Raw genomic sequence first — 25,559 nt, 5'->3', positions numbered from 1 at the left:
TCTTGCACTTAAGCGACCGGCGCGTCAGGCGCAGGAGCTGCGTCCGGGACCGGTTTTGGGCGCCCCTTCCGGAAATAGATGGGCGCAAACGCCTCTTTCTGATTCAGTTCCAGCTGACCTTCGCGCACCAGTTCCAGCGCGGCGGCAAAGCTGGAGGCGAACACCGTCGCGCGCTGCGTCGGATCGGCGACGTGCCTGACCAGAAAATCGTCCAGCACGCCCCAGTCGTCCTGTTCGTTGAGGCTGCCGACCAGCCGCTCCAGCGTGGCGCGCGCTTCGGCGAGCGACCACACCGTGCGCTTGGCCAGATGCACGCTCGCCAGCACGCGCGATTGGCGCTGCGCGGCATAGGCGGTGAGCAGATCGTACAGTGTCGCGGTGTATTTCGGATGCTTGATCTCGGCGATCTGCTCGGGCTCGCCGCGCGGGAAGATGTCGCGCTGCAATTGCGGCCTGTTCATCAGCCGGTTGGCGGCTTCGCGAATGGCCTCCAGCCGGCGCAGCCGGTTGGCGAGCGCGGTGGCCATCTGCTCGGCGCTCGGGCCCTCCGCGCTCGGCGGCTCGGGCAGCAGCAGACGCGATTTCAGGAAGGCGAGCCACGCCGCCATGACGAGATAGTCGGCGGCAAGCTCGAGCCGGATCTTTCGCGCCGCCTCGATGAAGTGGAGATATTGGTCGGCCAGCGCCAGGATCGAGATCTTGGCAAGGTCGACCTTCTGCTGCCGCGCCAGCGCGAGCAGCAGGTCGAGCGGGCCCTCATAGCCCTCGACGTCCACCACCAACGCCGGCTCACCCTCGGCAAGCTCTGCGGGCCGCCCGGTTTCGAAGGATAGAATTTCTGCGGTCATGCGGATGCCGTGTTTGCCCGTGCGATCAATGCGTCCAGCTCAGCGCGTGCGGCCTCGCGGTCGAGCGGCTGCGGCGCCTTGCGCGCGCCGAGCGCGGCATTCGCCCGCTCCAGCGCCCGGCCCGACAGCAGAGGCGTCTGACCGGCAACCGCACGCATCTCCTCGATATTGCCGTTGCAATGCAGGGCCACATCGCAGCCGGCCGCGAAGATGGCGCGGGTCCGTTCGGCGATATTGCCCGACAGCGCGTTCATCGACACGTCATCACTCATCAACAAACCCTGGAACCCGATTGCGCCGCGAATCACGTCAGCAATCATTGTCGCAGATGTCGTCGCCGGATGGGCGGGGTCGACCGCGCTAAACACAACATGTGCAGTCATGGCCATCGGCAGGTCCGACAGCGGCTTGAACGCCGCGAAGTCGGTCCGTTCCAGCTCGTCCCTCGGCGTATCCACCGTCGGCAGCTTGAAATGGGTGTCCGCGGTGGCGCGGCCGTGACCGGGAATGTGTTTGAGGACCGGCAGCACGCCGCCCTGCTCCAACCCTTCGGTGACGGCGCGCGCGATCGCCGCGACCTTGACCGGTTCGGTGCCATAGGCCCGGTTCCCGATGACGGCATCGGCACCCGCCACCGGCACGTCGGCCAGCGGCAAGCAATCCACGGTAATGCCGAGATCGGCCAGGTCAGCCGCGATCAGGCGGGCGGACAGGCGCGCCGCCGTGAGCCCAAGCGCCGAATCAGTGTCGTACAAGGTCGAGAACACGGCGCCCGGCGGATAGACGGGCCAGTGCGGCGGACCGAGCCGCTGCACCCGTCCGCCTTCCTGGTCGATCAGGACGGGCGCGTCGGCGACACCGATCGCGCTACGCAATTCTGCAACCAATGCAGCGACTTGCGCTGGCGTTGCGACATTACGCTTGAACAGGATGAAGCCCCATGGGCGCTGGTCGCGGATAAACTCCCGCTCGACGGCGGTCAGTTCCGTTCCGGATACGCCGGTAATGAAGGCCCGCGTGCTCATAACGGCCGATTAACCCTGACCCGCGAGGGGGTCAAGGAAACGGCCGTTAATTCCTCTGGACGAAGCAGGCGGACAGGCCGGCGGACTTCAGGCTGTTGCACGCATGCGTCGCCTCTTCCGCCGAGGCATAGGGACCAGCGAAGGCGCGGTAGACGACGCCCTTGCCCTTGTCGGTCAGGTCGACGCGCTTGATCACCGGCGAGCGGGAGCCGAGCACGCTGCCATACTTGCTCTGGAGCACGCGGTAGGACGCGGCGGCGCTGTCCTCGCTCTGCTGCGAGGAGACCTGCACGATGTAGCCGCCGCCGCTGCTGCTGGCGGGCGCGATCTGGGTCGGCGTGGTCGCAGCCATCCGCTGCGGCGGCTCGGCCGCCGGGGAAGATTGCGGCGCCAGCGACATCGGCTGATTGGCGCTGGCATTGGCCGAGGTCGGCGGATTGCGTGGCGCAGCCGGTGCCGGCGCGGCAACAGGCTTCGGCGCGGAAGCGGCCTTGGCGGCGGCAGCCGTTTGCGGCGTGGCGCTGTCGGTCTGATCGCCCTTCACGGCGACAGTCCTGATCGGGCGCGGCGAATTGTTCGGCAACGTGCCGGTGCTTGCGCCCGGCGGCGGCACCGCGGACGGCGACACGCTCGCGACCGATGGCGGGTTCGCATTCTGGTTCAGCGGCGGGAACACCACGCGGGGACCGCCTGCCTTGGCGTTGACGTCCACCGGCGCCTCTTCGCGCGGCACGATCTTCTCGGTGCCGTCGCCGCTCACCATGCGATCCGGCACCTTGGCCGAGGAATCCGTCGGCGCGGGCACGATCTTGGTCGGGGTGTTGTCAGCCTTGATGATCGGCGGCTCGCCGCTGCGGGGCGAGCCGATATAGGTCTTGTAGGCGAAGGCGGCGCCGGTCCCGACCACGGCCAGCGCCAGGATGGCCGCGACCGTCATCATGCCGCCGCGCTGCTTCTTGGGCTCGTCGAGCTCCTCCTCCGGATACTCGCTCTGGTACGCGTAAGGATCGTCCGGATAGGCCGGCTCACGCTGGTAGTCCTGCTCGCCCGCCTCGAGCCGGCCATAGAGCGCATCGTCGTAGCGCGACGGATCGGGCTGCGGATACGCTTGCTGCTCATAGGCCTGATCCTGATAGGCCTGATCCTGATAGGCGTGATCCTGATGGGCCTGCGGCTGGCGAAGTTCAGGCTCCGGCGCGGCGGGCGGGGCCGAATAGCGATGCAACGGATGAACCGGATTGACAGTCACCGGATAGTCAGGCTCCGCGGGTGCCGGCTGCGGCTGCACATTGGCGCGCCGCATCCATGATGGCGGTCCGGGCGGCGCCGGATCGGCATCGTCCTGCCGATCATCGTCGTGCCGGTCGTCGTCCTGATAGCTCTGGGTGGGCGGAGATATGGCCGGCGGACGCGCACCCGGCCGCGACTGGGCGGCGAAAGGATCGGTCTGTCCGATCAGGCGGGCGAGCTCAGCCAAGGGATCGCTGTCCGTCCTGCCATGCTGGTCGCCACCGCGACCATAGTCATCGGAAGGAAACGGTCTGTCCTGATATCGTTCGGCCATCGTGATGATGCGTCCCTTCGGGAAAGCCGCGCGCCCCTCGACCAAGGCACGGCTTTCGACCCACAAGGCTTTCAACCAAGTCTAAGCGATCCGGCTTCTGCCGGTTACCCCCGAATTCCCCTTAGGTAGTTCGCCCCAAACTACCGCATCTCGTCCGGAGCATGGACGCCGAGGATGGCGAGGCCCGATGCCAGAACCGAGACGACGCCCTGGACCATGGCCAGCCGCGCCTTTGTTAGATCTGCATCATTATTGATAATGAAGCGTAAATAGGGCAAATCGCGCCCCTTCGTCCAAAGTGCATGAAATTCGCTGGCTAAATCATAGAGATAAAAGGCAATTCGGTGCGGCTCGTGGGCCGCGGCGGCGGCTTCGAGCATGCGAGGATATATTGCGAGGCGCTTGAGAAGTTCAAGCTCGACCGGGTCCGACAACCGTTCCACCGCCGACTCACTGAGCCAGGCGATCCGTTCCCCGGTATCCTCGGGAAGCTCCGGGAACACCTCGGCCCGCGCGTTGCGGAAGATCGAGTGGCCGCGGGCGTGACCGTACTGCACGTAGAACACCGGGTTGTCGCGCGACTGTTCCATGACCTTGGCGAGGTCGAAGTCGAGCACCGCGTCGTTCTTGCGATAGAGCATCATGAAGCGGACGGCGTCCTGGCCGACTTCATCCACCACCTCACGCAAGGTGACGAAGTCCCCGCTCCGCTTGGACATTTTCACCGGCTCGCCATTGCGCAGCAGCTTGACGAGCTGGACAATCTTGACGTCGAGCGAGCCCTTGCCCGACGTCGTCGCCTTCACCGCCGCCTGCATGCGCTTGATGTAGCCGCCATGATCGGCGCCCCAGACGTCGATCATCTCCGCAAAACCACGGTCGAACTTGTTCTTGTGGTAGGCGATGTCGGAGGCGAAGTAGGTATAGGAATTGTCCGACTTGATCAGCGGACGATCGACATCGTCACCGTAGGCGGTCGCCCTGAACAGCAGCTGCTCGCGGTCTTCCCAGTCCTCGACCGGGGCGCCCTTCGGCGGCGGCAGGCGGCCTTCATAGATGTCGCCCTTGGCCTTCAGGAAGTCGATAGTCTCGGCAACCTTGTTGTTGCCGCCTTCGATCAGCGAGCGCTCCGAGAAAAACACGTCGTGGCGGATGTTGAGGGCGGCGAGATCGTCCTTGATCTCGTCCATCATCATCGCGATCGCCTTGGCGCGGACCGTCGGCAGCCACCTGGCCTCGCTCATCGCGAGGAGCGTGTCGCCGTGCTCCTTCGCCAGCGCCTGCCCCACCGGCTTGAGGTAGTCGCCGGGATAGAGGCCTTCCGGGATCGCGCCGATGTCCTCGCCGAGCGCCTCGCGATATCTGAGGAAGGCGGAGCGCGCGAGCACGTCGACCTGGGCGCCGGCGTCGTTGATGTAATATTCGCGCGTGACGTCGTGGCCGGCGAACTGGAGCAGGCTCGCCAGCGCGTCGCCGAACACGGCGCCGCGGCAATGGCCGACATGCATCGGCCCGGTCGGATTGGCCGAGACGTATTCGACATTGACCTTTGAGCCGCCGCGGACGCGGCCGTAATCGGCGGCCTCGCGCAGCACCGTCCGCAGCGCCTCGGCCCAGGCGGCCGGCTTGAGTGTCAGGTTGATGAAGCCGGGACCGGCGACGTCGACCTTGGCGATCAGCGCGTCGGCACGCAGCCGCTCGGCGATCTGCTCGGCGAGGTCGCGCGGCTTTGCCTTTGCCTCTTTCGCCAGCACCATGGCAGCGTTGGTCGCCATGTCGCCATGGGAGGCATCGCGCGGCGGTTCGACCACCACGCGTGAGAAATCGATGCCCTCGGGCCAGTTGGCGTCCTTCGCAAGCGCGCGGCAGGCGGCATGCACGCGTGCGAGCACGTCGGCGAACAAATGCAGGGATGAGGATGTGTCGGGCATGGCCCGCCGCCTAACGCAAATCCGGGGTCGAGTCAAAGAGCCGCTGGTGCTCGGTCAGGGCGAAACGGTCGGTCATTCCGGCAATGAAATTGCCGATCCGGCGCGCCCTGTCGCCCTCATTGTCCGCCTCCGCCCCGAGCAGCCATTCCGGCGGCAGTTCGCCAGGCGATTGCAGGTATTTCGCGAACAGGTCGAACAGGATCTGCTCCGCCTCCCCCATCACCCGCATCACCCGCTTGTGGCGGTACATGTGCTGGTAGAGGAAGGCCTTGATGGCGGCCTCTTCCTCCGCGACCTCGGGTGGGAACGCGACCAGGGTCCGGCTCTGCTGGCGCACGTCCTGGGCCGATTGCGGCCTCACCGCGGCGAGGTTCTTCTGCGCCTGCGCGAATACCGCGCCGATCAGGTGCGAGATCAGCTCGCGCACCAGTTCGGCGCCGCGCCTGAGGTCTTCAAGGTCAGGATAATGCGCAGAGGTCTCGGCGATGATCTCCGCCGTGAGCGGCATCACCTTGAGATCGTCGAGATGGAACAGGCCGGCGCGCAGGCCATCGTCGATGTCGTGGGCGTCATAGGCGATGTCGTCGGCGATGGCGGCGACCTGCGCCTCCAGCGAGGCGAAGCTCCACAATTCGAGGTCATAGGTCTTGATGTAGTCGGCGATGCCGACGGGAATGCCCTGCTCGCGATAACGCCCGACCGGCGCGCCGCTGCGATCGGTCAGCGGACCGTTGTGCTTGACGATGCCCTCCAGCGATTCCCAGGTCAGGTTGAGCCCGTCGAACTCGGGATAGCGGTGCTCGAGCGAAGCGACGACGCGGAGCGTCTGGGCATTGTGGTCGAAGCCGCCGAATTCCTTCAGGCAGGCGTCGAGCGCCCGCTCGCCGGCATGGCCGAACGGGGGATGACCGAGATCGTGGGCGAGCGCCAGGGTTTCGGTGAGGTCCTCGTCCAGCCCGAGCTGCCGCGCCAGCGCGCGGGCAATCTGCGCCACCTCCAGCGAGTGGGTCAGCCTCGTGCGGTAATGGTCCCCCTCGTGGAACACGAACACCTGGGTCTTGTACTTCAGGCGGCGGAACGCGGTGGAATGGATCACCCGGTCGCAATCCCGCCGGAACGGGCTGCGGGTCCGGCTTGGCGGCTCCGCGACCAGCCGGCCGCGGCTCCGGTCGGGATCGCAGGCATAGGGCGCGCGGGGGGCTGCCATTCCGACGGACACGACGAATTTAGTCCCTATCCATTTGATTCTGCGTATCCTTGCACTTAACTATGCCGGACGCGGGATACCAAATGAAATGGGTATGACGCAGGACGACCGGACTATCGGAGACCGACAATGACCACTGCCGTGACCATCAGCGACCGGGCCGCACGCCGGATTGGGGAGATCCTCAAGGGCGAAGGGTCTGGCGCGATGCTGCGCATCTCGGTCGAGGGCGGCGGCTGCTCGGGTTTCCAGTACAAGTTCGACATCGACCGTGCCCGGACCGACGACGATCTCGTGATCGAGCAGGACAATGCGGTGGTGCTGGTCGATTCCGCCTCGCAGCCGTTCCTGGCGGGATCGCAGGTCGATTTCGTCGACGATCTGATCGGCGCCTCGTTCCGTGTCAACAATCCGAACGCCACCGCGTCCTGCGGCTGCGGCACCAGCTTCTCGGTCTGACCCGGCTACGTGCCGGTCGCCTGCCTTTCCTCGTCCGTCCACTCCATTTCGACCGGCATCAGGTCCGGCTGGAGCGGCGCGTCGTCCGATATCTTGTAGCCATCCAGTGCGCGCAGCAGGGCCGCGACCAGCGCCGGCTTGCGCAGCGGCTTGGCGAGGAAGTCCGACATGCCGGCCTCGCGGCAGATCCGGACATCCTCGGGGAAGGCGTTCGCGGTCAGCGCGACGATCGGAAGGCCTGCGAAGCGCCCGCCTTGCGCGCGGATCGCGCGGGTGGCGGCAAGCCCGTCCATGTCGGGCATGCGCACGTCCATCAGCACGACGTCGTAATTGCCTTCGGTCGCAGCCGCGACCGCCTCGGCGCCATCGGTGACGACCCGCAGCTCGACGTCGAAGGCCCCTAACATCTTGCTCACGACCATGCGGTTGACCGCATCGTCCTCGGCGACTAGCACCTTTAGCGGCCGATCGAGGCCGGCGATGCGGGCCTTGAGCTCGTCGGCCTCGTCGCGCTCCGACGCGTGGCCAGATGCCTGCGCCTGGCTCCAGGGCAGCACTAGCGTGAAACGGAAGGTCGAGCCCTGCCCCGGCGTCGAGGTGACGCCGATCGTGCCGCCCATCTGCTCGATGATGCGCCGCGAGATCGCAAGGCCAAGGCCGGTGCCGCCGAAGCGGCGGCTGATCGAGGCATCGGCCTGCGCGAAGTCGCTGAAGAGCTGGCCGAGCTTTTCGGGGGCGATGCCGATGCCGCTGTCGGTCACCGCCCATTCCACGGTCGCCAGTAGGTCGCGGCGCGCCTGACAGGTGGCAGAGATCGTCACCTCGCCTTCGTCGGTGAATTTCACCGCGTTGGACGCGAGGTTGAGCAGCACCTGGCGAATGCGCGCGACATCGCCGCGCAGCGTCGGCGGCAGGTTCGGATCGAGCTCGATCTTGATCGCCAATTCCTTGCCCTTGGCGCTAGCGCGCGCGACGTTGGCTACAGTCTCGACCAGCGTCTGCGGGGCGAAATCGATCGCCTCGAACTGGAAGCGTCCGGCCTCGAGCTTGGACAGGTCGAGGATGTCGTTGAGGATGCGCTGGAGATTGTCGCCGGATTCGCGGATCGTGGTGACCGCCTCGCGCTGCTCCGGATCGAGCCTGGTCTCGAGCAGCATGCTGGCAAGCCCGAGCACGCCGTTCATGGGCGTACGGATCTCGTGGCTCATCACCGCGAGGAAGTCGGACTTGGCACGGCTCTCGGCCTCGGCCTTTTCGGCGCGCCAGCGCTCGGTCACGTCGCGCCCGAAGCCGCGATAGCCGAGGAACTGTCCCTCGCGGTCATAGGCCGGCTTCGCCGTCAGCGACCACAGCCGCGCCTCGCCACCGGCGACGACCTTGAGGTTCATCTCGTGCAGCGGCTCGTTCTGCTCCATCAGGCCGACGACGTTATAGGCCGCGCTCTTGTCCTCGGGGCAGAGCATGTCGAGCACGTCGGCGAAATACGATCCCTTCAGCAGCGGCAGCGGCACCTGCGCGACGTCGGCGAAGCGGTCGGGCACGTCGACCAGACGCCCCTCGGCATCGGTCTGCCACAGCCAGTCGCTGGCGTTCTCCTGAAAATCCTTCAGCAGCAGCGAGATGATCTCGGTCTGCCGCTCGAGCTCGAGCTGGGCCTTGAGATTGCCGAGGAAGAGATTGCCCTGCGAGACGATGTTGCGCGCCATGAAGAATGCGAACAGCAGCAGGAACACCGCCGTCACCAGATAGGGCCCGGTGCCGCACAGCAGCAGCGCGCCGGCGCAGGCGATCGTCACGGTGGCGAGATAGACGAGGCCGGCGCGCGGGAAGGTCGAGAGCGTGAACGCGCCGCCCGACATCATCCCGACCATCAGGCAGGCCAGGATCAGCTGGCTGGTCGGCTCGATGCGGCTGAACAGAGCCAGCGGCAGCGCGCTCCAGATCGCGGCGAGGAAGGCCGCCTGCCGCAGCATCTGCCGCGCGGCGCGGGGCGAGGCCTCCTGCGGCGGGTTCTGATGCGACCTCCGCCATGACCGCACCGCGAGCGAGGCGGTGGTGGCGAGCGTCAGGCCCCAGATGGTGAGGAAGTCGTTCCAGCCGCGGCCCCAGAACAGGATCAGCACGATGGCGACGTTCAGCATCGTCACCGCCATGGTCACCGGGATCAGCTGCGTCACGGCGTCGATCTGCTTGGCGCGGATGCGGCGGATCTCGCGCTCGCTGAGACCGGCGGTCAGCCCGTCCTCGATCTCGAAGCCGCCGAGCCAATACAGGAAGGCGCCGATCAGGCCGTCACGCGGCGCAGTTCGCTTCATCGACTTGTCCGGCCAGCCCATCCGAGGAACCTTTGACGATCAATGGCCTGCCGGCTGCTTAAGCCGGGTTAATTTTGTGGGAGATTTTGCGGCATCCTTGACGGGCGCGTTTGCAGTTTGTTCTAACCATGGCCCCTGCCCGGAGCCCCGTCGACATGACCATCAGAGTAGCAACCTGGAACGTGAACTCGGTCCGGCAGCGGATCGACCTGCTGCTGACCTGGCTGAAGGAGTGCCAGCCGGACATCGTCTGCCTCCAGGAAATCAAATGCGTCGACGAGGCCTTTCCGCGGCTGGAGATCGAGGCGCTCGGCTACAACGTGGTCACGCACGGGCAGAAGACCTTCAACGGCGTCGCCCTGCTCTCGAAGCTCCGCTTCGACGAGACCAAGTCGGGGCTCGCCGGCGACGACGAGGACGCCCATGCCCGCTTCCTCGAAGGCGTGGTGACGCTCAAGTCGGGCGTGCTGCGCATCGCTTGCCTCTATTTGCCTAACGGCAACCCGGTCGGGACCGAGAAATATCCCTACAAGCTCAAATGGATGTCCCGACTTCTTGACTATTCGAAGGAGCGCCTCAAGACCGAGGAGCCGCTGATCCTCGCAGGCGACTTCAACGTCATCCCGCATGCCCGCGACGTGCACAATCCGGCCGCCTGGACCGAGGACGCCCTGTTCAAGACCGAGACGCGGGAGAGCTTTCAGTCCCTGCTCGGCCTCGGCCTGACCGACGCCCTGCGGGCGGTCACCGACGAGGGCGGGCTGTACACCTTCTGGGACTACCAGGCCGGCGCCTGGCAGAAGAACCAGGGACTGCGGATCGACCATCTGCTGCTGTCGCCGCAGGCCAGCGACAAGCTCGCCAATGTCGGGATCGACAGCTATGTGCGCGGCTGGGAGAAGCCGTCGGACCACGTGCCGGTGTGGGCGGATCTCGATCTGGAGGCGGCGTGACGCACGCCGAGATGCCGCACCTGCCGTAGGGTGGGCAAAGCGAAGCGTGCCCACCACCTGTTCCGATCATTACGAGATCGTGGGCACGGCGCTTTGCGCCTTTGCCCACCCTACGGGACCGTGACTATTCCCTACGGCCTTGCACCCATTGCTCCAGCATTTGCAGGGCCATGGCGCGGTCGTCGTCGGAGGCCTTGGCGAAGGCGCGGTTGTAGCTTTCCTTGATCCAGGTCTCTTCCGTGCCGGCGCTGTCACGCGCTAGGGTCAACCACATCAGCCCGCGGGCAGCCTGTCGCGGCAGACGGTCGCCGTTGAACAGCATCTGGCCGAGCAGCGCCTGGGCCTGGTGCTGGCCCTTCTGCGCGGCAAGACCGAGCCAGCGCGCGCCATAGCGGAAATCCTCACGCGAGGCGTCCGGCGTCTTCAGGTACAGCCGGGCGAGATCGTATTGCGCGTCGGCATTGCCGAAATAGGACGCCGCATAGGAGAACATCTCCCGCGCCCGCTCCGGATCCGACTTGATCTTCGAGTTCGGGATGCCGCTGAGATAGTAACGGCCGAGCGCGACGAAGGCGTTGGCCACGATCTGCGCCTGCGGCGCCGACGGGCTGTCCTCGGCATGCGCGTTGGCGATTCGGCTGAAATATTCGAAGGCACGCAGATCATCCTGGGCGACGCCGTCGCCATTGGCGTACATGCGGCCAAGCTTCCACTGCGCGATGGGGTGGCCGCCCTCGGCGGCATATTGCAGCGCACTGAGCGAGGTCTCCTGAGGCACAGCTGCCGGCGCGATCTTGCCGCGCACGGTCGCCGCGGTCCCCGGCAAGGTGGTCACGACCGGGATGGTTGCGTCCTTCGGGTTGACCGGAGCGCCGTCGAAGGCAAGCGCCGACGTGGCCAGCGCGCTAGCCCCCAACACAAACGCAACTATGGCACGCCTAGATGTCCGCATAGCACTGTTTCTCGTGCGCGCCGCCCGGATGGGTCACTGCCCCCCCGACCGCTGGTCCAACCTGCTGAGCATACTTCCAGAGCGCACCCGACGTATGGTTAGTCGCGCGAGCGCTCCATTTGGTCTTGCGCTGGGCGAGCTCGGCGTCGCTCAATTTTACGTTAAGGGTACCGGCGACCGCGTCGATCTCGATGATGTCGCCGTCCTCGAGCAGCCCGATCGGGCCGCCAATGGCGGCTTCCGGGCCGACATGGCCGATGCAGAAGCCGCGGGTGGCGCCGGAGAAGCGGCCGTCGGTGATGAGCGCGATCTTGCCGCCCATGCCCTGGCCGGTCAGCGCCGCGGTGGTCTGGAGCATTTCCCGCATGCCGGGACCGCCCTTCGGCCCCTCGTAGCGGATCACGATGACTTCGCCTTCGCGGTAGGTGCGGTTCTGGACCGCCTCGAAAGCATCCTCCTCACGGTCGAAGCACCTGGCCGGACCGGTGAACCTGAGGTTGGACATTCCCGCGACTTTCACGATCGCACCTTCTGGCGCCAAATTGCCCTTCAGACCGACCACCCCCCCTGTCACGGTGATGGGCTTGTCTGCCGGGTGCACCACGTCCTGGTGCGGATTCCACTTAACGCTCTTGAGGTTTTCGGCGATCGTGCGGCCCGTGACGGTGAGGCAATCACCGTGCAGGAAGCCGTTGTCGAGCAGCGTCTTCATCAGAAGCGGTATGCCACCTACTTCAAACATGTCTTTGGCGACATAACGGCCGCCCGGCTTCAAATCCGCGACATATGGTGTCTTTTTGAAGATTTCGGCGACGTCGAACAAGTCGAACTTGATGCCGCACTCATGCGCGATCGCCGGCAGGTGCAGCGCAGCATTGGTCGAACCGCCGGAGGCGGCGACCACGGCAGCCGCGTTCTCCAATGCCCTGCGGGTGACGATGTCGCGCGGCCGGATGTTGGACGCGATCAGGTCCATGACCTTCTCGCCCGCGGTCATGCAGAAGGCGTCGCGGATTTCATACGGTGCCGGCGCACCGGCCGAGTAAGGCAGTGCGAGGCCGATCGCCTCGGAGACCGTCGCCATGGTGTTGGCGGTGAACTGCGCGCCGCAGGCGCCCGCCGAGGGGCACGCCACGCGCTCGATCTCGTCGAGGTCCTCGTCCGACATGGCACCGACCGAGTGCTTGCCGACGGCCTCGAACATGTCCTGCACGGTGACCTGCTGCCCGCGGAACGTGCCGGGCAGGATCGAGCCGCCATAGATGAAGATCGAGGGCACGTTGAGACGAACCATCGCCATCATCATGCCGGGCAGCGACTTGTCGCAGCCGGCGAGCCCGACCAGGGCGTCATAGGCGTGGCCGCGAACGGTGAGCTCGACGGAATCGGCGATGCATTCGCGCGACGGCAGCGACGAGCGCATGCCGTCATGTCCCATGGCGATGCCGTCGGTGACGGTGATGGTGCAAAATTCGCGCGGGGTGCCGCCGGCCGATGCCACGCCCTTCTTCACCGCCTGGGCCTGGCGCATCAGCGCGATGTTGCAGGGCGCGGCTTCATTCCAGCAGGAAGCGACGCCGACGAAGGGCTGGTGGATCTGCTCGGTGGTCAGACCCATGGCGTAGAAGTAGGACCGATGCGGCGCACGCGCAGGGCCTTCCGTCACGTGACGGCTCGGCAGCCTCTGCTTGTCAATCTTCGTGCGCATCGCAAACCAGTTTCCCCGGTCAACCCTTTCAGACCCGAAAAATCAGAGCCAAGATTTGAATCGACCTTGGGATTTTCCGACGCCCTCGAAGACGGCCGCTGCCCTTCAAAAACATTAGAGTGATTTTATTCATGTTCGGGTGTGGCCAAAAAGCGGCGGCGATGCACACCGCCTCTCATGAAGGTTAAATGCAGGTCGAGTGTTGCGCGGGCAGCACAATCGTTACCGGGAAGACACGGATTTTCCTACCTTAATACCCTTGGCAGGATGACACTCCACAACTTCGAATTTCGCTGCGCGAACATTGCGTCCTATTCCGAACCGGGCGCCTCGCCGAGGCAAGTGAGTCGGCGCCTGCCTGACGGCAACCATCGCGCGTCCCAGCGAGAGCAGCGTCGCTCAAAGGACCCAGCGTTAGCATTCGCAGGTGGACGGCGGCGCTGGACCGCCGTCCAGACTTTGACGTCAGTACTGATAGGGATATTGCCTCGGGCAAATGTATTGCCCGTAGCTGTCATAGTAGCAGTTCGAGTTGTAGTAACCGTAGGCACCCGCAGCAGCAGCTGCGCCCACCGCCGCAGCGCCGTACCCCCAACCGCGACCATAACCGGGGTAGCCCGCGACGGGACGGCCCGGGCGACCTGCGATTGGACGGCCGGGACGCCCCGCAATCGGGCGGCCCGCTATCGGATGCGATGGCCGCGCGATGCGTCCGGCGTGCATGCCACCGGCGCGCATGCCACCACCGTGAAAGCCAGCTCCGCCGCCACGGAACCCGCCACCTCCGCCACGGCGGGCATACGCATCATCAGGGATGAGAGTTGCAGTGAGCAGAGTGAACGCCGCTAAAGCGACGAGAATGTATTTCAACATCATGCTCCTCCGACCTTGGAGTTCAGGAGCACTCAAGACTGCTGGCCTGCCTGCGGGCGATGTTGACGTAGATCAAGCATAGTTGGCGCTGCTACGGCGCGTGCTTTCCAGCAACAAGCCTGCGCACGTTGTAAGCGTCAGCAAAAACGCCGTGCCCGCATGCTCGGGCAAAAAGTGCACACCATTTTCGGCAACCTTTCGATAGCCTCTAACACGGCATGGGACGCGAACGCTGGGTTCAGATCGGGATAATTGCGCTGGGAATGGCACCGCCGGTCCTGCTCATTCTCCACCTGATTTTTGGGAAGTGAGGCGTCAAGCGCGATCCCTTCGCCGCGACGGCCCGCCCCGGGAGTCAATCGACCGGTCGTTCGGTGTCGCCGGCGTGAGCCGGCGTTGACGCAGCGGCCAATCCAGGTCCATGAGAGCTGCGCCGGGGCTCAGGTTCGCCCGCGCAAACGTTGGGCCTGGGCCCAGGCGACAGCGACGTCGCGCGGCGGAACATCGGCGCGCCTGACCGGGGTCAATTCGCCGGAGGCCGAGACGATCGCGGTTTCCTCGCGGCGGCAGCGCGTGCAGACAAAGCGGACCTCGTGCGGGGACGCCGACCAGCTCGACCGCTTCACGTTGGCGGCCATCGGCCAGGCCTCGCAATGCGAGCACGACACCAGAAATCGACCGGGATCGAGCATACCCATTTCCATCGAACTCCGCGTCCTGCCTGCCTTCTTCAATGACTAACCCAAGTGGATCGTTCCGGTGCCCCAGCACCACCGGTTGCGAGAGGCACCTCCGGGGCAGCCGGCCCTGCGCTCAGCGCGCGCCCTTGAGGGTGCAGGAGGTCGAGCAGGTGACGGTGGTGCCGCGATCGCATGCTTTGCAGGCGTTGACGCACTGGTTCATGTCGCGGGGATTGTAGCTGGAGTTCCGCAAGGGGCAGGCAGCCGACGTCGAGCCGGTGATGTCCTGCTCCTGATCGCAGGCCGCCGTCATGAGCGCGATGATGATCACGGCAACGAGGCGCATGGGATGCCCTATCAGGCATGGCAAATGACGTTCACGGGGCACGCTGCATTGCAACGAACACCGGCCTTCCCACTACGGGCATCGATCAGCGACGCCCGCATGCCATCAGGATGCGCGCCAAACCTTAAGAACGGATTGCAGCCGGCCTCAGGCCGCAGCCTTGGTCGCGATCGCCTGGCGCATGTCGACCGCCAACTGACGGTACTGCTCCGAAAGCCTCAGATAGAACTCGCGCTTGTTGCTGTCGGTGGCGAGCTTGGCGATCAGCTCGCATTCGGCGGTGAGCGTCTCGAACCGTTCCAGCCTGTCCTCAAGTTCTGGCATCGGCGTGTCCCCATCAAACGCCTCAAGGACATCCAACCTAAGCCCGGGAAATAGGTCACGGCGAACATCGTTATCGAGCAGAAGCAATTTTTCCGGTGCGGCAGCCTATTTGCTGTCGAGCCGCCAGGCGCCGTCCCATCCCTCGCCGGGCGGGCTCGCCTCGAACTGCGCGATGCGGCCGAGCATCGTGCGCGAGGGCCCGTCACCGGGGACGGCTTCGAGCGCCGCGTTGAAGGCAGCGCGCGCCGCATCGAAGCGCCGGGCGCGATAGGCGTCGAGCGCCTCGGCATAATGCGTGCGCAAGCTGGCTTGCGCATCGGTGAGTGCGCCCGCCCTCGCCATCACCTCGAAAATCGCCTGCGGCGCGATCTGGCCGGCGACCGCGAGGCGATCGATCTCGCGCAGCTCGAGCCGCGATCCGATCGCCTCGGCCGTTGCCTGCGCGATCAGGATGCGGGTGCCGTAGACCTTGTTGACCGCTTCCAGCCGCGAGGCCAGGTTCACGGCATCGCCCATCACGGTGAAGCTCATCATCAGTTCGGAGCCGATGCTGCCGGTCAGCACCTCGCCGGTGGCGATGCCGATCCGCAAATCGCACGGCGCGGGCATGGCGCGGATACCGAGCAGGTCGGGCAGCTGGCGCTGGAGCGCGGGCACCTGATCAGCCATCTCGATCGCCGCGATGCCGGCCAGGAGGGTCTGCTCGTTCTCCTCTATGAAGGGCGGCCCCCAATAGGACATGATGGCATCGCCGATATATTTGTCGATGATGCCGCGATTGTTCCTGACCGGTGCGGACATCACCGTAAAATAGTGGTTCATCACCTTGACGAGGCCGCGCGGCGTCATGCCCTCGCTCATCGAGGTGAAGCCGCTCATGTCGCAGAACATGATGGTCATGAGCCGGCGCTCGCCGTCGATCGCGACCTCCGGCCGGTCGATCAGCCCCTGCACCACCTTGGGATCGATGTAGCGGCCAAAGGTCTCGCGGACGCGCTCGTTGTGCCTGAGCTGCTCGGTCATGCGGTTGAACGCGGCGGCGAGCTCGCCGATCTCGTCCTGGGTGGAGACGGTGATGGTCTTGTCGAAGCGGCCTGCCTCGACCTCGCGCGTGCCGGCCAGCAGCAGCCGCACCGGGCGCGTGATACCGCTGGACACCAGGAGCGCAAAGGCAAATCCCACCACCGCTGCGAGCAAGGTCACGGCTCCCGACACGATGATCGCCTGGTATTGGCGGCTGATCACCTGCGACGTCGAGAAGAAGACCTGCGTCAGCATGTCGGCGCGGATTGCGTCGATCTTGCGGTTGAACTGGTCGCGCAGGGTGTCCAGCTGTTCCAGCGTGGCGCGGGCCTGGACCATGTCCTTGGCCTCGATCTGCTTGAGCAGTTTCGCATTGCCCTCGTCCAGACTGCGCCGCAGCTCGTTGACGGCGCTCTCGATGCGGACGTCGAGCCGTGCCAGCGCGGCATTGTCGGAATACGTCCTGGTATCATCGATGATCGCGTTGATGAGCTTGCGCGCTGTCTCGGCTTCTTCCTCGAACTTGCGGTCCAATGCCTCGAAGTCGCGAAGCCGCGCCGCATACGCCTCCTCGTCCGACGACGACTCCATCTTGGTCATGACCATTTGCCGCAGCGCCAGCGCGCGCTCCAGCGAACGGATATTGGCGCGGGCCAGATGGCTGTAGGCCGGGATGTAGCGGTTGGTCAGCTCGTCCAGGAGGACACCGACCTGGCTCGACATCACCATCGACAGGATCGAGGTGACCAGCATCAGGACGATCAATCCGAGGGCGATGCCGACGATCTTGCGCCGGATCGACTGGTTGAAAATCGGCATAGGTGCGGGCAAACGCCAAAAGGATGAGGGACGGAACTCCATACACCGGATCCGGCTGCGGGAACACGCGCAATCTGGTTCCTCCTGGCGTCTTGAACCGCGCTCGCCGTCGCGCGCGCCCAGATCGTTAACAAAGGTTAAAAAGAACAACCCTTGGTCGAGTTCCAGGAGTTCCCGCATCTCATCCGTATTTCGCCGCATTGTTGCGACAGCGTGAGGAATGCGAGACGATGCCGGTGGCATCGTATTCGGTGTCTTTGATTCTCAAGCCGCATGTCGTCGCGGACCTTGGTTTGTGGTGGTTTCGCAGGGGGACCATGGAATGAACCAGTGCCTACGCTCGCTCGCGTGTGTCGTTGCCGTGGCCGCATTGGCTCTCCTTCCCTCCGAGCTGGCGGCAAAAAGCAGTCACAAATCGTCCGCGCCCAAATCGTCCGCGCCGAAGAAGACGCATGAGGCGAAAGCCGGCAAGCAGCGTCACGCCGCGGCGAAGTCCTCGGCGAAGTCGCGCCACGGCAAGCATGCCGAGGCCAAGCGCAAGTCGAAGAACACCGACGACGCGCCGTCCAGCAAACCGGCGTTGCCGCCGCTGACCGGCGATCTCGCCGCGCTAAAGGACGCGATCGACCTTGCGCGCAAGGGCAAGAGCGAGGATGCAAGCGCGGCGCGCGACCGCATCGTCGATCCTGCCGGACAGAAGCTCGCGGACTGGTTCATGCTGCGCCATTCCGAGAGCACGGCGAATTTCAAGCGCTACGCCGCGTTCCTCGCGGCCAATCCGGACTGGCCGAGCCGCACGCTGCTGCGCCGCCGCGCAGAGGGGCGGCTGTGGCAGGAGAAGAGCGACGCTGCCACCGTGCACAAATTCACCATGGACCGTCCGATCAGCGCCAAGGGCAAGTTCGCGCTCGCCCGCGTGCTGCTCGCTGAAGGCGATACCGACCGAGCCGCGCGGCTGGTGCGCGAGGCTTGGCGCACGGATGAATTGTCCGAGCGCAGCGAGGAGGATTCCTACGAGGCGTTCCGCGACCTCCTCACCGCGGAGGATCATCGCGCCCGCATGGACAAGCGGCTCGGCGCCAAGGACTACGAGGCGGCGCGGCGCGCCGCGAAACGGCTCGGCGAGGATGCGCTCGCGATCGTCAAGGCCTGCGCCGCAGTCACCGGCAAGGCGAGCAAGGCCAAGGATTATCTCGATGACGTAGCGGCCGAAGCACGCCGCGATCTCGGCTATGTGCTGTGCCGCGCCCAATGGCACCTGCAGAAGGACCACATCGACGACGCCGCCGAGGTGATCCTGGCGGCGGCGCCCGACACCATGGCGGCTCAGGATACCGACGCCTGGTGGCGCGAGCGGCGCATGCTTGCGCGCAAGCTGCTCGACCAGGGCAAGTTCACAACCGCCTATGACGTGGTGCGCACGGCCGCGGTGCCGGACAAGGAAGTCTATCGCGTCGACTATCATTTCATGTGCGGCTGGATCGCGCTGCGCTTTCTCGACGATCCCAGGACGGCGATGGTGCACTTCGCCGCCGTCGACGAAGGCTCGGCCAATCCGATCGCGCTGTCGCGCGCCCATTACTGGCGCGGCCGCGCCGCCGAGGCGATGGGTGCTGCGGCCGATGCGCGCATGAGCTATCGGGCGGCCTCGCGCTATCCGACCGCCTATTACGGCCAGCTGGCGCGCGCCAAGCTCGGCCTCGACCGCGTCGAGCTGCGTGCGCCCTCGCCCGTCCTGGCCGCCGCCGATACGCCACCCGCGGACGAGCGCGTGCGCGCCGCCGACATGCTCTACGGCATCGGCGAGCGCGACATGGTGTTCTACTACGCCGAGGACTTTGCCAAGGAGAGCACTGACGTCGCCGCGCTCGAAGCGCTCGGCGAGCTCGCCAGGCGTCGCAACGATGCCCGCGTGATGCTGGAGGTCGGCAAGACGGCGCTGGCGCGCGGGCTCGCGCTCGACCATTACGCTTTTCCGACCATCGGCATCCCCGAGCACCGGCAGGTCGCGCCTGCGATCGAGACCAGCGTGATCTATTCGGTGGCGCGCACCGAAAGCTCGTTCGACCAGCGCGACAAGTCCCATGCCAACGCGGTCGGGCTGATGCAGGTGACGCCGGAAGCGGGCCGCGACACCGCCAAGCGCTTCGGCCTGACCTACGACTGGGACAAGATGGTCTCCGATCCCGTCTACAACACGCAGATGGGCGCGGCCGAGCTCAGCGCGCTGCTGTCGGAATATCGCGGCAACCAGATCATGACCTTCGCCGGCTACAATGCCGGCCGCGGCCGCGTGCGCGAATGGGTGCAGGTGCGTGGCGATCCCCGGGATCCCAAGGTCGATCCGGTCGACTGGGTCGAGCGCATTCCGCTGTCGGAGACGCGTAACTACGTCCAGCGCGTGATCGAGAACGTGCTGGTCTATCGCGCGCGGTTCGAAGCCAGCAGCATGGTCGCCGGCAAGAGCGACGAGCGCGTCGTCACGCACGAGGCCGGAGCAACGGCACCCGTAGCGGCCGCAGCGCCCGCTCCCTAGTCGACGCCGCCGGGGCTGGACACGGGCGCCTGCAAGGTTGCGGGGCTGCGGCTTCCACGCGAGTGCAGTCGCGCAGCTAGATCTCACCTCCTTCCGTTGCGATCAGATCGCGACCGTCCAAGTGGGCGCCGGTCGAGGCTCTTGCGAAGGTCCAGATAAGTATCGTGCAGCTCCAGCACGAGACGGCAGTCATGACCGTCAACATCTCGATGATGTTGCCGGCGACGGCCTCGAGGCTCGCGGTGGCCGGCTCTGTCAGCCGCGCCGACCAATACATCGACCTCCTCACGAGTTCGCCTCGCCGGTAGCAATCGTGGTCACAGTAACGGAGCTTTGTCTGCACATGCCGGACATAGCCGGACCGGATCGACCGCGAGCAGGTGCTGCAGGTGGCCGGGCACGACGGCGGCTCGTGATTGACCACCACGAATTTCATGAAGCCGCCCTCACGTCATTTGTCGCGAGTGCCTGGCAGAACAGCGCGTAGCACTGATAGTCGCAGTAAGGCAGACGGGTAGCGATCTCGCGGAGATAGCTGCCGCCGATCGGCTCGCAGCACTGCATGCACCAGGTCTGCCGGAACGGGGTACGATCGTTCACGAGCACGAACGCGAATCTCATGTGGCACCTCCCAAGGCGAAGCAGTAAACGCTGTCCAACGGAGACAGTGCGGGTGGTGGAGCGCAAAGATGGTTTCGGCCGTCCGGATTATCCCTGTTTCGCTCCACCTTTTGGGGTGGGATCAGAATGTATCTCCCGTCCTCCCGGCGCCGTGCATAGATCTGGCCGTCGATGTATTTGATATCGGTCGGATAGCAGTCAGCGCTGTTGCAGCAACTGACGCTCGGATTGTCCGGCATGTGCCAGGTCGAATAGAATTGTTCGTGCAGCGCCCGGTCCTGGGGTGGGTGCTGGCGATGGACGGAACCCTGTCCAATCTCCTGTGCTTGGACCGCAGTGGAGCCGAGGAGAATCATCGAGCACAAGAGCTTGCATGAGCGCTTCAACGCACGGGCTCCCGGGTCAGTCCTTCGGAACGAGGTCAGTTCTCCAATTCGACTCAGGCAACCTGAGCCCGGAACAACCACCGGCGGTCGCGTTCGCGGCGGGTGCGGAAGCGATCGACACACTTCTTGGAACAGAGCGCGGTGCGCCAGGAATAGTAGCGGATCAGACCGAATTTGCCGCCGCAAACCGCACAGCCATTGACCGAAGTGCAACGTTCGGACTCGGATAGGCGACGCTCAGGAAGTTGCGACGTATCGCACATTGTTCTCTCCCTCTCTTGCTTGCGCCAGTCGTTCCCTCGACTTCATGCGGGTCGTGAATTGCCGCGACGCGGCTGTCGAGAAATGAAGCCGCCCGTTCTTGGGTGTCGACACTCCCGATGGTCACGAGACTAGGTCCCCGGTACGATGCGCTCAATTGTACGGAGGTAAATGTGCGCCATGACTTGGATTAGAGCAGCTATACCTAGGTTTGCCCCGTAGTCGCCCGGTGACTAACGGCTTATTCCCGTTCAACGAGACGACGCACGATGCGCGCCTTGCACGGGCACCGCGAAAAAAATCGGTCTGGAACGGCGTGCTTGACGCGTCGGAGTGCATCCTCCCGCGCGCAGTCGTTCAAAGGCGAAACGCCCCTCCCTGCCCCCCACTTTGGCCGGAATTGCTCCTCTCGCGGCAACGTGCTCTACTCGTGTGCACGCAGAGAGCGCCGGGAGCGTCTGCGATGAAGTCGGGCCGGGCAGCAACGTTCGGGAAGTCAGCCGCGCAATTCCTCGTCGGCTGCGTCAGGCAGGTTGTCAATGCCAGGCCTCGCACCGAGCCTGACGCTGGTCTGCTCGAGGCGGTCAAGCCGTGGCAGCAGGTCTTCGAGCACAACCCGGTCATGTACTTCATGGTCGATCGGGTCGGAACCGTGATCAACGTGAACAGTTTCGGCGCGGCACAGCTGGGCTATACGGCCGCGGAATTGATCGGCCGATCGGTGATGGGTGTCTTCTTCGAGGAAGATCGCGACTTCGTCCGATCGTGTGTCGCGCTATGCCTTAAGACCATTGATCAGTCACACACCTGGGAAATCCGGAAGGTTCGCAAGGACGGCTCGGTGCTGTGGGTGCGCGAGAACGCCAAGGCCATGTTGCGGGCCGATGGCGAGCCGCTCGTGCTGGTGGCCTGCGAGAACATCACCGAGCGCAAGGAAGCGGAGAATGCACTGCGACAGAGCGAGGCTTACCTCGCCCAGGCGCAGGAATTGAGCCACACCGGGAGTTTCGGTTGGAGCGCCGCAACCCGCGAGATCACCTGGTCCAAGGAAACCTATCGCATCTTCCAATTCGAGGAGGGAACCAAGCCAGAGATCCCGCGCATGCTCGAGCGCATCCATCCCGAGGACCGGCCTGCGGTGCTCCGGACCACGGGTCGGGCGGCACGCGAGTGCAAGGACTACGATCACGAGTATCGACTGGTGATGGGCGACGGCTCGATCAAGTACGTCCGCGCGGTGGCCCGGGCGGCGCGGGATGCCAGCGGTCAGGTCGAATTCGTCGGGTCGGTGTCCGACATCACGGCGACCAAAGAGGCCGAGCGCAGGCTGCGTGACAGCGAGCAGCGCTTTCGCGATTATGCCGAAACCGCCTCCGACTGGTTCTGGGAGACGGGACCCGACCATCGCGTGACCCAGGTATCGGAACACTCCGATACCATCACCGCGCCTGCGGGATTGATCGGACTGACGCGGTGGGACATTGCTCCGGACGCCGCTCTCGAGCCCGAGAAGTGGCAAGAACATCGCGCGGCGCTCGACGCTCACGTCCCATTCCGCGACCTCGTGTATCGCAGCAGGGACCGCAACGGGCAGCCGATCTATGTCCGGACCAGCGGCAAGCCGATCTTCGGCGCCGACGGCACTTTTCTCGGATATCGTGGCGTCTGCACCGACGTGACCGCCGCCATCCGTGCCAATCAGGCGGAAGCGGCGCTGCGCAAGGCTCAAGCCGAACTCGCCCACGTGACGCGCGTTACGACACTGGGCGAACTGACCGCTTCGATTGCGCACGAGATCAACCAGCCGCTCGCCGCAGTGATAGCCAATGCTGACGCGTGCCTCGGCTGGCTGCAGCGCAGTCCCCCCGATATCAAGGCGGCGCGCCGCTCCGTGGAGTGGATCATCGAGGACGGCACGCGTGCCAGCGACGTGATCCGCCGGGTTCGGGCGCTCGCCAAGCGGACCGAGGTCGAGATGGCTCCGCTCGACGTCAACGGCGTCGTGCGGGAGGCGGTCGCGCTCGTTCAGCGCGAGATGGCCAGTCACGCCGTGTCGATTCGAATGGAGCTGTCGTCGGCGCTGCCCAAGATCGTTGGCGATCGAATCCAATTGCAACAGGTTCTGATCAACCTGATCATGAACGGGATCGAGGCCATGGAAAGCGTCAATGATCGCCCGCGCGAGCTGGCGATCCGTTCGGCAGCGAGCGGTGACGGCGCGATGCTGCTCAGCGTTTCCGACTGCGGCGTCGGCATCTGTGAGCAGTCGATAGACCGCCTGTTCACGCCGTTCTTCACCACGAAATCCTCCGGCATGGGCATGGGGCTGTCGATCTGTCGCTCCATCATCGAAGCCCATGGCGGACGGCTTTCCGCCGCACCGAACCAGGGGCGCGGCGCGACTTTTCAGATCACCCTGCCGCTTGATCGAGAGGAAACGTCGTGACCGAGCGCGCACGGCCTTCCCCTCCGCAGGAGGACGGCGATGAGCCAATCGTCTTCGTGGTCGACGATGACGCTTCCATGCGCCGGGCGCTCACCAATCTTTTCGAGTCGGTCGGCCTCAAGGTCGAGGCATTCGGCTCGGCGCCGCAACTCCTTCAGGCGAAGCCGCCGGAAGTCCCCAGCTGCCTGGTGCTCGACATTCGCCTGCCTGGCGTCAGCGGCCTTGACCTCCAGGCCGATCTTGCCAAGGCAAATATCCACACGCCCATCATCTTCATTACCGGTCATGGCGATATTCCCATGACAGTTCGAGCGATGAAGAGCGGCGCGATCGATTTCCTGACGAAGCCGGTGCGAGACCAGGATATTCTGGACGCAGTCCAGGCCGCGATCGAGCGAGATCGCAAACGCCGCGACCTCAACAGGACCGTCTCCACGCTCAGATCACGCTTCGAGTCACTGTCCTCGCGGGAGCGCGACGTCTTGTCGCTGGTGACGTCCGGCCTGATGAACAAGCAGGTCGCCGCCAAGCTCGGATTGGCGGAAATCACCGTCAAGATCTATCGCGGCCAGATCATGCGCAAGATGGGCGCGAAGTCGCTGGCAGAGCTCGTGAGAATGAGCGAGGCGCTCGGCATCGGGCCGAACAAGTCCGACGTACAAACCTAAGTATGAGTTTCCAACGGTGACTGGCCGGTCCACCCTCGGTTGAGATCGGGCCATAGCGGCGGCGAGCGCAATCCCGGACGAGGAGCGGACGTCTTGTCAGCGGCTTCGGTCATTTCGGTGCTGGACGACGACCCCTACGTTCGGGCCGCGATCAACAATCTCCTGGAGTCGCGCGGGTACGTCGTCCGCACGTTTGCCTCAACCGAGGAGTTCCTGAGGTCGACGGACTCGAATGACACCTCCTGCGTGATCGCCGACGTGCAGATGCCGCCGATAAACGGGATCGATCTCTTGACGCAGATGCGCGCGCAGGGTTCGGCTCCGCCGTTTATCTTCATCACAGCTTTCCCGGACGAGAGCGTTCGTGCGCGTGCGCTAAAAGCGGGCGCAACGTGTTTTCTCGCCAAGCCCTTCGCCGCCTCGGATCTGATGCAATGCCTGGACCATGCGCTGGCAGCAGGTCGCGACAACCTGGAGTGATCGCCCGGCCGTGAGCGCCGGCACGTGACAACAGCACCGCCCGCTTCAATCCACCTTGATGTTCGCCGCCTTGATGATCGGCCACCATTTTGCGATCTCGGCCTTCTGACGGGTGCCGAGCGCTTCGGGGGCGAGCTGGTCCTTCGGTGTCATCTCCAGTCCCTGGTTTTCCAGCTGCTTGCGCACGGCGGGATCGTTCAGCGCATCGACGGCCGCGGCGTTGAGCTTTGCCACGATCTCCTTCGGCGTACCCTTCGGAACCCACATGCCCGACCACAGCGTCATGTTGAAGCCCTTCAGGCCCGCCTCCTCCGCGGTCGGGATATCCGGGGCCGAGGACAGGCGCTTGCTGTCGGTGATGGCGTAGGCGCGGATGGTGCCGGCGCGGACCTGGGCGATCGAGTTCGAGGTCTGGTCGACGATGATGTCGATCTGGCCGGCGATCAGATCGTTCAACGCAGGCGCCGTGCCGCGATACGGCACGTATTGCAGCTTGATACCGGAGACGCTTTCGAAATAGACGCCGGCGATGTGGCTGCCGGAGCCGGCGCCGGCAGTGCCCGCCGTCGGCGGCGAGCTGCGCGACTTCAGCCATTCGATCAGCTCCTTCAGCGACGTCGCGGGCACCGCGTTCTTGCTGACGACGATCATCGGATTGCTCGGCAGCAGCACCACCGGCTCGAGATCGGCGACGAGATCGTATTTCAGCTTGTAGACGGCGCCATTGGCGACGTGGGTGCCGAGATGGCCGAAGGAGATGGTGTAGCCATCCGGCGGCGACTGCACGGCGCGGCTGACGCCGATCGAGCCGCCCGCGCCGGTGACGTTCTCGACCACGACGGGCTGGCCGAGCGAGGTGCGCATCCGCTCGGCGAGCACACGCGCCATCGCATCCGACGGGCCGCCGGCCGCGAACGGCACGATGATGGTGATGGGACGGGAGGGATAGTCATCGGCGCGCGCGGCGCCGGTGAACGTGAGAATGGCAAATAGCGCAGCCCAGGCAGCCTTCATTGTCTTCTCCCCAGCGATGTCATTTTTGTTTTCTTTGCCTCTCCCCGCTTGCGGGGAGAGGCCTGAATTCGCGCGTAGCGCGGATTCAGGGTGAGGGGAAGTCTCCGCGAACTCGACTGT

23 protein-coding genes are annotated in these 25,559 nt (G+C 65.0%); 6 read left to right on the top strand and 17 right to left on the bottom strand.

Annotation, left to right across the window (positions count from 1 at the left end; all coding sequences use genetic code 11):
• Positions 1 to 8: 8 nt before the first annotated feature.
• The 5 genes from D6B98_RS13455 to D6B98_RS13435 all read right to left on the bottom strand — a co-directional run bounded on the left by D6B98_RS13455 (position 9) and on the right by D6B98_RS13435 (position 6,575).
• A complete protein-coding gene (locus tag D6B98_RS13455; RefSeq protein ID WP_126257487.1) occupies positions 9 to 848 on the bottom strand; it encodes a segregation and condensation protein A in 840 nt (279 codons plus the stop codon).
• Positions 845 to 1,873: a beta-N-acetylhexosaminidase gene (gene nagZ / locus D6B98_RS13450; RefSeq protein WP_126257486.1), complete on the bottom strand. Its 1,029-nt coding sequence runs from the start codon at positions 1,871 to 1,873 to the stop codon at positions 845 to 847. The genes D6B98_RS13455 and nagZ overlap by 4 nt, the downstream gene beginning before the upstream one ends.
• 46 nt (positions 1,874 to 1,919) lie before the next feature.
• The gene (locus D6B98_RS13445) at positions 1,920 to 3,437 is read right to left on the bottom strand and encodes an SPOR domain-containing protein (protein ID WP_126257485.1); all 1,518 of its coding nucleotides are present in this window, start codon (positions 3,435 to 3,437) and stop codon (positions 1,920 to 1,922) included.
• Between the two features lie 140 nt (positions 3,438 to 3,577).
• Entirely contained in the window at positions 3,578 to 5,368 is a 1,791-nt protein-coding gene (argS, locus tag D6B98_RS13440) for an arginine--tRNA ligase (protein WP_126257484.1), read from the bottom strand.
• 10 nt (positions 5,369 to 5,378) lie between these two features.
• A complete protein-coding gene (locus D6B98_RS13435) occupies positions 5,379 to 6,575 on the bottom strand; it encodes a deoxyguanosinetriphosphate triphosphohydrolase (protein WP_164718579.1) in 1,197 nt (398 codons plus the stop codon).
• 129 nt (positions 6,576 to 6,704) lie between these two features.
• On the opposite strand from D6B98_RS13435, the gene erpA reads away from it, so the two are divergent.
• A complete protein-coding gene (erpA, locus tag D6B98_RS13430; RefSeq protein WP_024342679.1) occupies positions 6,705 to 7,034 on the top strand; it encodes an iron-sulfur cluster insertion protein ErpA in 330 nt (109 codons plus the stop codon).
• Between the two features lie 5 nt (positions 7,035 to 7,039).
• Here the strand turns inward: erpA and D6B98_RS13425 are convergent, their stop codons facing one another.
• Positions 7,040 to 9,370, bottom strand: coding sequence for a hybrid sensor histidine kinase/response regulator (locus D6B98_RS13425; protein ID WP_126257482.1), 2,331 nt, complete (start codon positions 9,368 to 9,370; stop codon positions 7,040 to 7,042).
• Positions 9,371 to 9,504: 134 nt separating this feature from the next.
• On the opposite strand from D6B98_RS13425, the gene xth reads away from it, so the two are divergent.
• Positions 9,505 to 10,302 (top strand): exodeoxyribonuclease III, encoded by a 798-nt coding sequence (xth, locus tag D6B98_RS13420; protein ID WP_126257481.1) that lies wholly within the window; start codon positions 9,505 to 9,507, stop codon positions 10,300 to 10,302.
• A gap of 124 nt (positions 10,303 to 10,426) precedes the next feature.
• Here xth and D6B98_RS13415 read toward each other — a convergent pair whose 3' ends face one another.
• The 7 genes from D6B98_RS13415 to D6B98_RS13390 all read right to left on the bottom strand — a co-directional run bounded on the left by D6B98_RS13415 (position 10,427) and on the right by D6B98_RS13390 (position 17,027).
• Positions 10,427 to 11,254 carry a tetratricopeptide repeat protein gene (locus tag D6B98_RS13415; RefSeq protein WP_126257480.1) on the bottom strand — a complete coding sequence of 276 codons (828 nt, stop codon included), beginning with the start codon at positions 11,252 to 11,254 and terminating at the stop codon, positions 10,427 to 10,429.
• Positions 11,241 to 12,962, bottom strand: a complete 1,722-nt coding sequence (ilvD, locus tag D6B98_RS13410; RefSeq protein WP_126257479.1) for a dihydroxy-acid dehydratase — start codon at positions 12,960 to 12,962, stop codon at positions 11,241 to 11,243. Before ilvD ends, D6B98_RS13415 begins: the two co-directional genes overlap by 14 nt.
• Before the next feature lie 465 nt (positions 12,963 to 13,427).
• On the bottom strand, positions 13,428 to 13,835 hold the full coding sequence (locus D6B98_RS40830) for a hypothetical protein (RefSeq protein WP_126257802.1): 408 nt from the start codon (positions 13,833 to 13,835) through the stop codon (positions 13,428 to 13,430).
• A 440-nt stretch (positions 13,836 to 14,275) separates the two neighbouring features.
• Positions 14,276 to 14,539 (bottom strand): hypothetical protein, encoded by a 264-nt coding sequence (locus tag D6B98_RS13400; RefSeq protein ID WP_235885196.1) that lies wholly within the window; start codon positions 14,537 to 14,539, stop codon positions 14,276 to 14,278.
• Between the two features lie 109 nt (positions 14,540 to 14,648).
• Positions 14,649 to 14,861, bottom strand: a complete 213-nt coding sequence (locus D6B98_RS13395; RefSeq protein ID WP_126257478.1) for a hypothetical protein — start codon at positions 14,859 to 14,861, stop codon at positions 14,649 to 14,651.
• Between the two features lie 147 nt (positions 14,862 to 15,008).
• Positions 15,009 to 15,185: a hypothetical protein gene (locus D6B98_RS39820; RefSeq protein WP_164718578.1), complete on the bottom strand. Its 177-nt coding sequence runs from the start codon at positions 15,183 to 15,185 to the stop codon at positions 15,009 to 15,011.
• Positions 15,186 to 15,290: 105 nt separating this feature from the next.
• Entirely contained in the window at positions 15,291 to 17,027 is a 1,737-nt protein-coding gene (locus D6B98_RS13390; RefSeq protein WP_126257477.1) for an adenylate/guanylate cyclase domain-containing protein, read from the bottom strand.
• Between the two features lie 322 nt (positions 17,028 to 17,349).
• Between D6B98_RS13390 and D6B98_RS13385 the strand changes: the two genes are divergently transcribed.
• Positions 17,350 to 19,563 (top strand): lytic transglycosylase domain-containing protein, encoded by a 2,214-nt coding sequence (locus D6B98_RS13385; RefSeq protein WP_126257476.1) that lies wholly within the window; start codon positions 17,350 to 17,352, stop codon positions 19,561 to 19,563.
• Between the two features lie 76 nt (positions 19,564 to 19,639).
• Here D6B98_RS13385 and D6B98_RS13380 read toward each other — a convergent pair whose 3' ends face one another.
• The 3 genes from D6B98_RS13380 to D6B98_RS13365 all read right to left on the bottom strand — a co-directional run bounded on the left by D6B98_RS13380 (position 19,640) and on the right by D6B98_RS13365 (position 20,833).
• Complete coding sequence (locus tag D6B98_RS13380) at positions 19,640 to 19,999, bottom strand: hypothetical protein (protein WP_126257475.1); 360 nt, start codon at positions 19,997 to 19,999, stop codon at positions 19,640 to 19,642.
• Positions 19,996 to 20,184, bottom strand: a complete 189-nt coding sequence (locus tag D6B98_RS13375) for a hypothetical protein (RefSeq protein ID WP_126257474.1) — start codon at positions 20,182 to 20,184, stop codon at positions 19,996 to 19,998. The genes D6B98_RS13380 and D6B98_RS13375 overlap by 4 nt, the downstream gene beginning before the upstream one ends.
• Positions 20,185 to 20,623: 439 nt before the next feature.
• A complete protein-coding gene (locus D6B98_RS13365) occupies positions 20,624 to 20,833 on the bottom strand; it encodes a hypothetical protein (RefSeq protein WP_126257472.1) in 210 nt (69 codons plus the stop codon).
• 461 nt (positions 20,834 to 21,294) lie between these two features.
• Between D6B98_RS13365 and D6B98_RS13360 the strand changes: the two genes are divergently transcribed.
• From D6B98_RS13360 to D6B98_RS13350, 3 genes are all read left to right on the top strand, one after another.
• On the top strand, positions 21,295 to 23,277 hold the full coding sequence (locus D6B98_RS13360) for a PAS domain S-box protein (protein WP_126257471.1): 1,983 nt from the start codon (positions 21,295 to 21,297) through the stop codon (positions 23,275 to 23,277).
• Positions 23,274 to 23,945, top strand: coding sequence for a response regulator transcription factor (locus D6B98_RS13355; RefSeq protein WP_126257470.1), 672 nt, complete (start codon positions 23,274 to 23,276; stop codon positions 23,943 to 23,945). The genes D6B98_RS13360 and D6B98_RS13355 overlap by 4 nt, the downstream gene beginning before the upstream one ends.
• Before the next feature lie 93 nt (positions 23,946 to 24,038).
• Positions 24,039 to 24,425, top strand: a complete 387-nt coding sequence (locus D6B98_RS13350; RefSeq protein WP_126257469.1) for a response regulator transcription factor — start codon at positions 24,039 to 24,041, stop codon at positions 24,423 to 24,425.
• Positions 24,426 to 24,470: 45 nt separating this feature from the next.
• Here D6B98_RS13350 and D6B98_RS13345 read toward each other — a convergent pair whose 3' ends face one another.
• The gene (locus tag D6B98_RS13345) at positions 24,471 to 25,439 is read right to left on the bottom strand and encodes a tripartite tricarboxylate transporter substrate binding protein BugD (protein ID WP_126257468.1); all 969 of its coding nucleotides are present in this window, start codon (positions 25,437 to 25,439) and stop codon (positions 24,471 to 24,473) included.
• Positions 25,440 to 25,559: the final 120 nt, after the last annotated feature.

The sequence above is a fragment of the Bradyrhizobium sp. LVM 105 genome (assembly GCF_003957705.1).
Classification (GTDB): Bacteria; Pseudomonadota; Alphaproteobacteria; order Rhizobiales; family Xanthobacteraceae; genus Bradyrhizobium; species Bradyrhizobium frederickii.
The sequence above is the reverse complement of the archived record's forward strand: the minus strand, read 5'-3'. Positions and strand labels throughout refer to the sequence as shown.